The sequence below is a fragment of the Lacinutrix sp. C3R15 genome (assembly GCF_018860825.1).
In the GTDB taxonomy this organism is placed as follows: Bacteria; Bacteroidota; Bacteroidia; order Flavobacteriales; family Flavobacteriaceae; genus Oceanihabitans.
Map to the genome: position 1 here is coordinate 31,610 of NZ_JAHKPZ010000004.1, position 12,766 is coordinate 44,375.

Below are 12,766 nucleotides of genomic sequence, written 5' to 3' on the forward strand. Positions count from 1 at the left end.
GGTAGATTTGGGACGAAAAAAGGTGAACGCTAGTTCACCTTTTTTTATATACCTAATAATTTAGGTATTCTTTTATTTATTGTAAAAGCTTATTTAGCTTCTGCATAACGTCTTTCAACTTCATTCCAGTTAATTACATTAAAAAAGGCTTCAATATAATCTGGTCTTCTGTTTTGGTAATTTAAGTAATAAGCGTGTTCCCAAACATCTAATCCTAAAATTGGTGTACCTTCACAAGTAACTCCTGGCATTAATGGATTATCTTGATTTGGTGTAGAACAAACCTCTACTTTTCCTCCTTTATGAACACATAACCAAGCCCAACCAGAACCAAATTGTGTTGCTGCCGCTTTACTAAAAGTATCTTTAAAAGCATCTACAGAACCATAAGCCGCTTCAATAGCATCTTTTAATTCTCCAGACAAACGTCCTTTTCCTTCTGGGTTCATTACTTCCCAAAATAAAGAGTGGTTATAAAAACCTCCTCCATTATTTCTAACCGCTGCATTATTCATATCAAGATTACCAAGAATATCTTCAATAGATTTTCCTTCTAAATCTGTTCCTTCAATTGCTGCGTTTAATTTTGTTGTATAACCATTATGATGTTTGGTATGGTGAATCTCCATTGTGCGAGCATCAATGTTTGGTTCTAAAGCATCATATGCATATTTTAATTTCGGTAATTCGAAAGCCATAATATTTCTTTTTATTAGTTAATATTTAATTTCTTTCAAATTTACGCATAAATGCCTTCAATTAAAAATAATAAATAGTTATCAAATTATTGATAATTTTTATCTTGTCTAAAATTTTACGCATGAACAATCAACATCCTTTTACTATTTATAATGCTTCTGCTGGGAGCGGAAAAACATTTACACTAGTAAAAGAGTATTTAAAGATTTTATTGCAATCTAACAATACACAACAATACAAGTACATTCTAGCTATTACATTTACCAACAAAGCCGTTGGTGAAATGAAAGAACGTATTATAGAAATGCTAACCGAATTTTCTTCAGAAGATATTTTAAACAAACCAAATAGCATGTTTACTGTTCTTACCGAAGAGTTACAAATGAAACCGGAGTTACTTCAAAAAAAATCTAAAAAAATATTAAACAGTATTATTTATAACTATGCTGCTTTTGATGTTTCTACTATTGATGGCTTTACACACAAAATAATTAGAACTTTTGCCCATGATTTAAAACTGCCTTTAAATTTTGAAGTAGAACTAGATCAAGATTCTCTTTTACAAGAAGCCGTAGATAGTTTAATTGCTAAAGCTGGAACCAACAAACAGCTAACAAAGGTGTTGGTAGATTTTGCTATTGAAAAAGCAGACGAAGATAAAAGTTGGGATATTTCTTTTGACTTTAATAAAATTGCAAAACTCTTAGTTAATGAAAGCGATGTCGCGCATATTGAAAAACTAAAAGACAAATCTCTAGATGATTTTAAAGCACTTAAAACACAAATAAAAAAAGACCTTAAAAGTCTTGAAGAAGAGATTGTAGAAATTTCAAAAAATGTATTACAACTTATTAGTGAAGCTGGTTTACAATTTAATGATTTTTCAAGCAGTTATTTACCAAAACATTTTGAGAAATTAGCAAATAAAAACTTTGCTGTAAGTTTAGATACTAAATGGCAAATTACTTTAATTAATAACGAAACGCTCTACCCTAAACGGCTCACTCCAGAGCTTGGTGCTGTTATAGATGGTTTGCAACCACAATTTATTAAAGCTTTTGAAGCAACCAAAAATCTAGTTTTTCAGCAAAAATTCTTAAAAGCATTTTATAAAAATATCACACCTTTATCTGTTTTAAGTGCCATAAATCAAGAATTAACAAATTTAAAACTAGACCAAAATAAATTATTAATTTCAGAATTTAACACCCTAATAAGTAAAGAAATAAAAGACCAACCAACACCATTTATTTATGAACGATTAGGCGAAAAATTTAGATACTATTTTATAGATGAGTTTCAAGACACCTCTAAACTGCAGTGGCAAAATTTAATTCCGTTAATAGATAATTCTCTTGCAGGCGAAAACCTAAAACAAGAAAAAGGAACTGCAATGTTGGTAGGAGATTCTAAACAAGCTATATATAGATGGCGTGGTGGAGAAGCTGATCAATTTATAGATTTATACTCTAAAAAATCTCTTCCTTTTCAAGTAGAACAACATGTAGACAACCTGCCAACCAACTACAGAAGCTACAAAGAAATTATACTTTTTAACAATAGCTTTTTTAAATATGTTGCAGAAACATTCTTTAGCAATCCAGACTACAACAACTTATATATAGAAGGCTCTAAACAAAATACCTTTAATACTAATGAGGGCTATATTCAGTTAGAATTTTTAGATCTTAAAAATGAAAACAGAGATGAAATTTATCCTCAAAAAACACTAGAAATCATTAAAACCTGTCTAAAAAATGGGTTTACATACCAAGATATTTGCATTTTAGTACGTAAGAAAAAAGAAGGTGTTGCAATTGCAGAATTTTTAAACACAGAAAACATACCTATTATGTCTTCTGAAACCATGCTTATTTTTAATAGTCCAGAAGTGCAATTTATTCATAATATACTTACATTACTAGTACAATCAGACAATGACGAAATTAAAGTAAAAGCACTAAATTATCTAACACAAAAATTCAAAATAAAAGATAAACATGCTTTTTTTAGCAAACATATAAAGCAGTCCCTTTTTCAAACCTTTAAAAGTTTTGAAACCTACAACATATACCTAACACCAAATCAATTACTACAACTGCCATTGTATGAATTAGCAGAAAGTATTGTTAGAAATTTTAAACTTATAGAAACCTCTAATGCATATGTACAATACTATCTAGATTTTGTTTTAGAGTACGCTCAAAAACAAGGCTCTAGTCTTTCTGGCTTTTTAGAACACGCAAACAATAAAAAAGAAAATTTAAGTATTGTTTCTCCGCAAGGACAAAATGCGGTACAAATTATGACTATTCATAAATCTAAAGGATTAGAGTTTCCTGTAGTTATATTACCATATGCAGACTTAAATATTTATAAAGAAATTGAACCAAAAGAATGGTTTCCGCTTCAAGCAGAAAACTTTAATGGCTTTTCCAGCACATTATTAAACTACAATAAAGAATTTGAAAACTATGGTGAGGTTGGTTTGCAAATTCACAACAAACATCAAGCAGAATTAGAACTAGACAATATCAACCTATTATATGTTGCCTTAACCAGACCAAAAGAGCAGCTTTTTATTCTGTCACAAAGAGATGTTTCTAAAAATGAATTAGAACAACCAAAAAGTTTTGCTGGTCTATTTATTAACTATTTAGTACAACAACAAAAATATCATGAAAATGAAAGCCTGTACACTTTTGGTAACGCTAAAAAAACATCTACACCAAAAGTTACTCCTAAAAAAATAATAGAACAACAAGAATTTATTACCACTACCAAAGAAAGTCATAATATCAAAATTGTTACCAATTCTGGTTATTTATGGAACACCACACAAGAAAAAGCCATAGAAAAAGGAAACCTCATTCATAATATTATGGCGCACATTAAAACAAAGGAAGACATTACTTTTGCCATATCTCACTTTCTTGACAAGGCAATTATAAATCCAGATCAGGCACAAGAATTACAAAAAACAGTAACACAAATAATAGAACATAAAGCCCTTAAAAATTTCTTTACAGAAGAAAACACGATTTATAACGAGCGAGATATAATTTCAAACCAGGAAATTATAAGACCAGATAGGTTAGTTATAAATGCAAAAAACGAAGCCACTATTATAGATTACAAAACAGGAGCTATTAACAATAAACACCAATTACAATTAGAGAACTACCAACGTATTATAGAAGAAATGCCATATCAAGTAACAAATAAAATTTTAGTTTACATCAATGAAGATATTCATGTAGTAACTTTTTAATTATGGCGTTACGCTTTTTCGCTAAAGACTACAAAGCGTCGTGTCATACACTATATCTTTTTTATTTTTTCATACGCTTTACACAATACAATTAACTAACAAACTCACAAACAAACCCTTAACAAAGACAATACCTGTAACATAAAAAAGGATGCCGTTTCTACCACTAACGCAAAAAACATTATAAATTTGTAAAAAATTAAAAACCATGTACGGAAACATAAAACAGCAACTACAACAAGAAATACAAGACATAAAAAATAACGGACTTTACAAAGAAGAACGCATTATCACTTCTCCTCAAGGAGCAGAAATAACCTTAAACACTGGGGAAACCGTTTTAAACTTTTGTGCTAATAACTATTTAGGCCTTTCTGCTCACCCAGAAGTAATTCAAGCAGCAAAAGACACTATGGATACGCACGGATTTGGTATGTCATCCGTTCGTTTTATTTGTGGTACACAAGACATACATAAAGAGCTAGAACAAAAAATAGCAGATTTCTATGGCACAGAAGACACCATATTATACGCAGCAGCTTTTGATGCAAATGGTGGTGTTTTTGAACCTTTATTAGGAAAAGAAGACGCCATTATTTCAGACTCTTTAAACCATGCTTCTATCATTGATGGTGTACGTTTAAGTAAAGCAGCACGCTATCGTTATGCCAATAATGACATGGCAGATTTAGAAAAACAACTAATTGAAGCCAATAAAAATGGTACTAGAAATAAAATTATAGTAACAGATGGTGTTTTCTCTATGGATGGCTTAGTAGCTCCATTAGATAAAATTTGTGATTTAGCAGACAAATATGACGCTATGGTAATGATTGATGAGTGTCATGCTACAGGATTTATAGGACCAAAAGGAATTGGTACCTTAGAAGAAAAAGGCGTATTAGGAAGAGTAGATATTATTACAGGAACCCTTGGTAAAGCTTTAGGTGGCGCAATGGGAGGCTACACCACAGCAAAAAAAGAAATTATAGAAATTTTACGTCAACGATCTAGACCTTATTTATTTTCAAACTCTTTAGCTCCTGCAATAGTTGGCGCTTCTATTAAAGTTTTTGATATGCTTAAAAACGACACCAGCTTACGTGACAAACTAGAATGGAATACCAATTACTTTAAAAAAGGAATGAAAAAAGCTGGATTTGACATTATAGATGGTGATTCTGCCATTGTTCCAGTAATGCTTTATGACGCCAAACTATCTCAAACCATGGCAAATATGCTTTTAAAAGAAGGTATTTATGTAATAGGCTTCTTTTTCCCTGTTGTACCTAAAGAAAAAGCAAGAATTAGAGTACAACTATCTGCTGCTCACCAAAAAGAGCATTTAGATAAGGCTATCGCTAGCTTTATTAAAGTTGGACAATCTTTAGAAATTATTTAAATTGAATACAAACAGTTAATTTTGAAGGTTTTTTTGAATATTTTTTTATATTTGTCTTTGTTAATAATATTTAACAACTTACTTTTGCTTATCAATTAACACATAAAAATTAAATTTTGAATATGAAAAATCTTAGCAGATTATTGTTAGCTATGTTGCTTGTATTAGGTTTTAGCAACACGTATGCACAAGATGAAAACAATCCTTGGGCAATTAGTTTCGGGGTAAACGCGGTAGACCTTTATCCAGTTGGTGAAGATGCTCCACAAGGTGAATACTTTGATGAGTTCTTCAACGCTACAGATCATTGGAACATCCTTCCGTCTTTATCGACTATTAATGTTTCTAAATACCTTAACAATGGTTTTTCTATTGGAGTTACAGGTTCTATCAATAAAATTGAAAAAATAGGACAAACTTTAGGAGTACCTAGCGTAGAAGTTAGTGAAATGTCTTACTACGGACTTGATGGTATTGTAAAATACAGCTTTGCTGAATTATTAAACAGTAAAACTATCGAACCTTATTTAGGTGTTGGTGGAGGTTACACTTGGATTGATGAAATTGGAGCTGGTACTTTAAACGGTTCTTTAGGTTTAAACTTTTGGTTAAGCGAAAACATTGGTTTTAACGTACAAACTACATACAAACATTCTTTCGAAGATTACTTATCTAAACATTTCCAACACTCTGCAGGTTTAACTGTTAAGTTTGGTGGAAAAGATACTGATGGTGATGGTGTTTATGACAAAAACGATGCTTGTCCAGAAGTTCCTGGTTTAGAAGCTTTCAACGGTTGTCCTGATGCTGATGGTGACGGAATCGAAGATTCTAAAGATTCTTGTCCTAATGAAGCTGGTTTAGCTGAATTAAACGGATGTCCTGATACTGATGGTGATGGTATTGCTGATAAAGATGACAAATGTCCTACAGTTGCTGGTTTAAAAGCTTTAGCTGGTTGTCCTGATGCTGATGCTGATGGTGTTGCTGATGTTGATGATAAATGTCCTAATGAAGTTGGTCCTATCGCAAACAATGGTTGCCCTTGGCCAGATGCTGATGGTGATGGTGTGTTAGACAAAGATGACAAATGTCCTAATGAAGCAGGTGTTGTTGCTAATAATGGTTGTCCTGAAGTTATTGCTCCTACTGCAGAAGTTATGGCTACATTAAACAACTATGCTAGAACTATCTTATTTGATAGCGCTAAATCATCTTTCAAACAAGAAACTTTCCCAGTATTACAAGCTATTACTGCTATCTTAAAAGAATATCCTGCATCTATTTTCACAATAGAAGGACATACTGATAGTGATGGTCCTAAAGCTTCTAATCAATTATTATCTGAAAGAAGAGCTAACGCGGTAAGAGATTACTTAATCTCTAACGGAGTTGCTGCTGACAGATTAGTTGCTGCTGGATTTGGAGAAGAATACCCAATAGACTCTAACGCTACTAGAGCTGGTAAGAAAAACAACAGACGTGTAGAAGTAAAACTTAAAAAATAAGTTTACTACAACAATCTAAATATTTAATAAAAACGCTTCGATTTATCGAAGCGTTTTTTATTTTTATAGAATGACAACATTCATTCTAGATGTATTAAAAGATTTACAAAATAAGAATAAAGACCTATCTTCTATTCTCTTTATTTTACCCAGCAAACGTGCTGGTATTTTTTTAAAAAACCAAATTGCACAAATAGTCAATCAAACTATTCTATCTCCTAAAATTATTAGTATAGAAGAGTTTGTAGAAGACTTATCACAGTTAAAAAAAACATCCAATACAGAGCTACTTTTTATATTTTATAAAACCTATTTAGAAATAACAAAAAAAGAAGATCAGGAAAGTTTTGATGCTTTTTCAAAATGGGCACAAATAGTATTACAAGACTTTAACGAAATAGATAGATACCTTATTCCTCAAGAAAAAATATTTAACTATTTAAGTGCCATTCAAGATTTAAAACATTGGTCTTTAGAAGAACCTAAATCTGATTTTATAAAAAAGTACCTTTCCTTCTGGAACAAATTAAATCTTTACTATACAAAATTTACCAAAGATCTATTACAAAACAAAACAGGTTACCAAGGTTTAATATATAGAGAAGCCGTAGAAAACATAGAATCTTACATACAGAGTAACTCTAATAAAGAACATGTTTTTCTAGGCTTTAACGCCTTAAATGCCGCCGAAGAAGTAATTATTCAAGAATTACTTGAAAATGAATTAGCAGCTATATATTGGGATATTGATTCTAAATTTTTTGATAATTCTTTTCATGATGCTGGACTATTTACAAGGCAACATCATAAAAACTGGAAGTACTTTGCTAACCATCCTTTTCAATGGAAAACCAATAATTATACCCAAGAAAAAAACATCGAGGTTTTTGGTGTTCCTAAAAACATAGGCCAAGCAAAATATATAGGTACGCTTCTACAGTCTTTACAACAAAAAAATGCAAGCCTACAAAAAACAGCTGTTGTACTTGCAGATGAAAACTTACTTACACCTACATTAAACGCGCTACCTCCATCGGTAGATGCTTTAAATATTACAATGGGTTTTCCTTTACAGTCCATTCCCTTAGCTTCTTTATTTGAGCAAATATTTCAAATTCATAAAAAAGAAAATAACACGTTCTATTATAAAGATGTTATTGCTATAATTTCGCATCAATTTATAAGACCTTTATTAAATACAAATAATGTAGATATTGCGTCTAAAATCACAAACAAGATATTAACTAATAATTTAGTCTACATAACTTTAGAGCAATTAAAAGAACTTGCTATAGCCTCTACAAAAATAATAGACTTACTTTTTGCTGTTCAACAAAATAACGTAGAAAACATACTTAAAAACTGCTCAAAACTTATATTAACGATAAAAGAAGATTTAGACGAAAACAAATCTTTAAACAAACTCTCTTTAGAGTATTTATATCGATTTAACGAGCTTTTTAATGAACTTAATAACTACAACACCAAATACCGTTTTATTACAGATATTAATACGCTTTATAGCATTTACAAAGAGCTATTGAGTGCAGCTACTCTAGATTTTCAAGGAGAACCTCTTCAGGGATTACAAATAATGGGTATGCTAGAATCTCGTGTACTAGATTTTGAAACGGTTATTATTGCTTCTGTAAATGAAGGAGTACTACCTTCTGGTAAAACAAACAATTCTTTTATTCCGTTTGATGTTAAAATAGAAAACCAATTACCTACGTATAAAGAAAAAGATGCAGTATACACCTATCATTTTTACAGGTTATTACAACGTGCTAAAAATGTATATATTTTATACAATACAGAAGCAGATGTATTAACTGGAGGAGAAAAAAGTAGATTTATTACGCAATTAGAATTAGAAGGAATTCATAATATTAAACATCAAATTATAACACCAAAGGTAGAAGCCTGTTTTTCTGAATGCATTGAAATTGAAAAAACACCAGCCATACTAAACAGGTTAAAACAAATTGCTGAAAAGGGTTTTTCTCCTTCTTCTATTACCAATTACATAAGAAATCCTATAGATTTTTATTACCAAAAAGTTCTAGGTATTGCAGAACAAGAAGACGTAGAAGAAAGCGTAGCATTTAATACACTTGGTACTGTTGTACACAATACTTTAGAAGATTTATATACCCAATTTAAAAATAGCTTTTTAACTGTTGAAGCTTTAGAAAAACAAAAGCCTAAAATCAACGAAAGAATTACGCATCATTTTAAAAATGAATATAAAGAAGGTGATATTAGCAAAGGTAAAAACCTTATTATCTTTGAAATTGCAAAACGCTACGTAAGCAACTTTATAAATCTAGAAATTGAAGATTTAAAAAAAGGAAACGAAATTAAAATCCTTTCTTTAGAAGCTGAGAATAGAGCATCGGTTAGCATTCCCGAATTAGATTTTAACATAAACCTTACCGGAAAAGTAGATCGTGTAGACCTCTATAACGGAATTACCAGAATTATAGATTACAAAACAGGTAAAGTAAGCAATACTGACGTAGAAATATCAGAATGGGAAGCCATTACAACAGACTATAAAAAGTACAGTAAAAGCTTTCAGGTACTCCTGTATGCCTATATGATGAATCAACAAAACAAAGTAAACCTACCTTTGGAAGCTGGGATTGTTTCCTTTAAAAATTTAAATGCTGGTTTTTTAAAATTTGCTGTAAAAGAAGGAAGAAAAAAAAACCAACTTATTACTCAAGAAACACTAGATAATTTTGAAATAGAACTCAAAAAAATTATCCTAGAAATCTGTAACCAAGAAATCAATTTTATTGAAAAAGAAGTATGATTAAAAAAAACCAAATACTAAACAGAGATGCTAAAAAACCAATAGTTTGGGACGCCTTTTACAAAGACAATGGCAACAAAAAGCCATTGGTTATTTTTTGTCATGGTTATAAAGGGTTTAAAGATTGGGGAAGCTGGGATTTGGTAGCACAAACATTTAGTGACGCAGAGCTATTTTTTGTAAAATTTAATTTTTCACATAATGGCGGAACCGTAAACCAACCTATTGATTTTCCTGACTTAGAAGCTTTTGCAGAAAATAACTACACTAAAGAATTAGAAGACATAGATAGTATGCTAAACTTTCTTATTTCTAATGAGCATGCTTATTCAAACCAAATAGACACGAACAATATTACTTTAATAGGCCATTCTAGAGGAGGAGGAGTTTCCATAATTAAAGCATCTGAAGATTCCAGAATCACCAAGCTAATCACCTGGGCAAGTGTAAGTAGCTTTGGTAAAAGGTTTTCTACAACAGGAGATCTTGAACAATGGAAAAAAGACGGTGTTAAGTATGTTTTAAATGGCAGAACCAAACAAAAAATGCCACATAACTACCAATTTTATCTAGATTATAAAGCTAATGAACAACGCTTAGATATCGCCTTAGCTGCAAAAAAAATAAAAATTCCCTTTTTAATTATTCATGCTCTAGAAGATCCAACCGTACTTTTTACAGAAGCAGAACAACTTCATGCATACAATACAACTAGTAAACTGTATAAGATAGAAAACAGCAACCATGTCTTTAACAGTACACATCCTTATAAAAACAAAAAACTACCAGATGCTTTGCAACAGGTAGTTATTAAAAGTATTGCTTTTATATAATTATTCGGCTCCTTTTAAAACCAACAGAGGCACACGACTTTCAAAATCTATTTTTTTAATAGTATTCTGTTCCCATAGCTTTTTAAAGAACCCTCTTTTGCGTCTAAATACGCAAATAATATCTGGATTATGTTTGTTTATATGCTCTAAAACTCCTTGAAATAATGTAGCGTTTTCAGAGCTATTATAAGAAGATGTTAATATGGCCAACTCGGAATAAAACTCTAAATCTTCTGGTAAAAAATCTTGCGTTTTTACTTGTAACAAGTGCATTTTAGCTTTAAAAGTTTCTATAATATCTTCTAAAGGTTTTACCGAAACCTTATTCTTTACTATTCCAGATTTTATTGCTGTTAAAACCTTTTTTATTGGCTTATAAACATATCCATTTGGTATTACCAATACAGGTATATCTGTCTGTTTAACAAGACTACCTGCTACTCTTCCTAAAAAATAGGCTTCTTGTAAACCATTAGGTCTTTGACCTACAATTACTAAATCAATTCCTAGTTCCTTTTGTATCGTTTCTAAGCTATCTATAACTCCTCCTTTAGCAGAAATAATTTGAACATTTATATTTTTAGTATCAACCTTATCTACAACTGCCTTTACACTTGCAACTTGTTCTCTAGCTACAATACTATCCAAATTTATCATAGCACCAGCTTTTGCAGTAAGACTAAAAGCTCTAAATACATAAACATTGGCCTGCATAACCGTTGCAAATTCTATGGCGTATTGTAATGTGTTTTTTGCGTTTGCTGAGGAACCTATAGGAACTAAAATATTTTTCATTTCTTATTATTTAGATTGCAAAAGTACAGATTTTATAATAATTGTTACGACCTTTAGCTTTTTCTAATATTAACATCAAACTATTGCGTACCAACATAAGCCTGAAACATATAAACAAACTTGCCATACCAGCTTTAATTGCTGGTATATCTGAGCCAATTTTATCGTTAACAGACACAGCCATTGTTGGAAATATCGATATAAATGCTACAGAATCTTTAGCTGCTGTAGGTATTGTTGGTGCTTTTATTTCTATGCTTATTTGGGTATTAGGACAAACAAGAAGCGCTATTTCATCTATAGTTTCTCAATATGTTGGTGCAGACAATGTAGAAGCGGTAAAAAAACTTCCTGCTCAAGCTATTTTTATCATTACATCTTTAAGCATCCTTATTATTGTTAGTACATATCCTTTTGCTAATAGCATTTTTAAACTCTATAATGCTTCTGGTTTAATTTTAGATTATAGTGTAGCATATTATAAAATTCGTGTATTTGGTTTTCCTTTTACGCTATTTACTATAGCTGTTTTTGGTACTTTTAGAGGACTACAAAACACCTATTACCCAATGCTTATTGCTATAATTGGTGCATCAGCAAATATAGTTTTCGATTTTGTTTTGGTCTATGGCATTGAAGGCTACATTCCTGCTATGCATATTAAAGGTGCTGCTTATGCTAGTGTATTTGCGCAAATTTTAATGGCTGCTTTTTCAGCATATTACCTACTAACAAAAACCAATATTCCGTTGCGTTTTAGCTTTCCTTTTAACAAAGAAATAAAACGTTTTATACTCATGATTCTTAATTTGTTTGTACGTACGCTTGCCTTAAATGTTACTTTATATTTTGCAAGTGCTTTTTCTACAAGCTATGGCAAACAATACATTGCAGCCTATACTATTGCTATTAACTTATGGTTTCTTGGTGCTTTTATTATTGATGGTTATGCTAGTGCTGGAAATATATTATCAGGAAAACTGCTAGGAGGAAAAGAATATAAAAACCTTATACTATTAAGTAATAAATTAATAAAATATGGCATCGTTGTAGGTATTATCATTGCTGTAATAGGTGCTCTTTTATACTATCCTTTAGGAACTATTTTTACAAAAGAACCTGAAGTATTAAAAGCTTTTTACAACATATTTTGGTTAGTACTACTCATGCAACCCTTTTGTGCATTAGCCTTTATTTTTGATGGTATTTTTAAAGGATTAGGTAAAATGAAAACCCTAAGAAACGTGCTTCTCTTTGCTACCTTTATTGTTTTTGTACCAATACTTTTTTGGCTAGATGCTTTACACTATAAACTATACGCTATTTTTATTGCTTTCACACTTTGGATTATAGCTAGAGGCATACCTTTAATCATAATATTTAGAAAAGAATTTTTACCCCTTTCACAAAAGATGTAACTTTGGCTAAATTTCAAGAAAA

8 protein-coding genes are annotated in these 12,766 nt (G+C 30.9%); 6 read left to right on the top strand and 2 right to left on the bottom strand.

Annotated features, from left to right (window positions below; all coding sequences use genetic code 11):
• Positions 1-89: 89 nt before the first annotated feature.
• Positions 90-698 carry a superoxide dismutase gene (locus tag KO494_RS00170; RefSeq protein WP_215965561.1) on the bottom strand — a complete coding sequence of 203 codons (609 nt, stop codon included), beginning with the start codon at positions 696-698 and terminating at the stop codon, positions 90-92.
• 122 nt (positions 699-820) lie between these two features.
• Here KO494_RS00170 and KO494_RS00175 point away from each other — a divergent pair, with 122 nt between their 5' ends.
• The 5 genes from KO494_RS00175 (at position 821) to KO494_RS00195 (ending at position 10,531) form a co-directional block, all read left to right on the top strand.
• A complete protein-coding gene (locus KO494_RS00175; protein WP_215965562.1) occupies positions 821-3,970 on the top strand; it encodes an exodeoxyribonuclease V subunit beta in 3,150 nt (1,049 codons plus the stop codon).
• A gap of 208 nt (positions 3,971-4,178) precedes the next feature.
• On the top strand, positions 4,179-5,372 hold the full coding sequence (kbl, locus tag KO494_RS00180) for a glycine C-acetyltransferase (RefSeq protein WP_215965563.1): 1,194 nt from the start codon (positions 4,179-4,181) through the stop codon (positions 5,370-5,372).
• Positions 5,373-5,494: 122 nt separating this feature from the next.
• Positions 5,495-6,880 (top strand): OmpA family protein, encoded by a 1,386-nt coding sequence (locus KO494_RS00185; RefSeq protein WP_215965564.1) that lies wholly within the window; start codon positions 5,495-5,497, stop codon positions 6,878-6,880.
• Between the two features lie 70 nt (positions 6,881-6,950).
• Positions 6,951-9,698 carry a PD-(D/E)XK nuclease family protein gene (locus KO494_RS00190; RefSeq protein ID WP_215965565.1) on the top strand — a complete coding sequence of 916 codons (2,748 nt, stop codon included), beginning with the start codon at positions 6,951-6,953 and terminating at the stop codon, positions 9,696-9,698.
• Positions 9,695-10,531, top strand: a complete 837-nt coding sequence (locus KO494_RS00195) for a S9 family peptidase (protein ID WP_215965566.1) — start codon at positions 9,695-9,697, stop codon at positions 10,529-10,531. The genes KO494_RS00190 and KO494_RS00195 overlap by 4 nt, the downstream gene beginning before the upstream one ends.
• Here KO494_RS00195 and KO494_RS00200 read toward each other — a convergent pair whose 3' ends face one another.
• Positions 10,532-11,326: a universal stress protein gene (locus KO494_RS00200; RefSeq protein ID WP_215965567.1), complete on the bottom strand. Its 795-nt coding sequence runs from the start codon at positions 11,324-11,326 to the stop codon at positions 10,532-10,534.
• Between the two features lie 83 nt (positions 11,327-11,409).
• Between KO494_RS00200 and KO494_RS00205 the strand changes: the two genes are divergently transcribed.
• The gene (locus KO494_RS00205; RefSeq protein ID WP_215965568.1) at positions 11,410-12,744 is read left to right on the top strand and encodes an MATE family efflux transporter; all 1,335 of its coding nucleotides are present in this window, start codon (positions 11,410-11,412) and stop codon (positions 12,742-12,744) included.
• Positions 12,745-12,766: the final 22 nt, after the last annotated feature.

Bases quoted from the DNA above. Each gene is read 5' to 3' on its own strand.
- KO494_RS00170 (WP_215965561.1), bottom strand. From the start codon at position 698: ATGGCTTTCGAATTACCGAAATTAAAATATGCATATGATGCTTTAGAA.
- KO494_RS00175 (WP_215965562.1), top strand. From the start codon at position 821: ATGAACAATCAACATCCTTTTACTATTTATAATGCTTCTGCTGGGAGC.
- kbl (WP_215965563.1), top strand. From the start codon at position 4,179: ATGTACGGAAACATAAAACAGCAACTACAACAAGAAATACAAGACATA.
- KO494_RS00185 (WP_215965564.1), top strand. From the start codon at position 5,495: ATGAAAAATCTTAGCAGATTATTGTTAGCTATGTTGCTTGTATTAGGT.
- KO494_RS00190 (WP_215965565.1), top strand. From the start codon at position 6,951: ATGACAACATTCATTCTAGATGTATTAAAAGATTTACAAAATAAGAAT.
- KO494_RS00195 (WP_215965566.1), top strand. From the start codon at position 9,695: ATGATTAAAAAAAACCAAATACTAAACAGAGATGCTAAAAAACCAATA.
- KO494_RS00200 (WP_215965567.1), bottom strand. From the start codon at position 11,326: ATGAAAAATATTTTAGTTCCTATAGGTTCCTCAGCAAACGCAAAAAAC.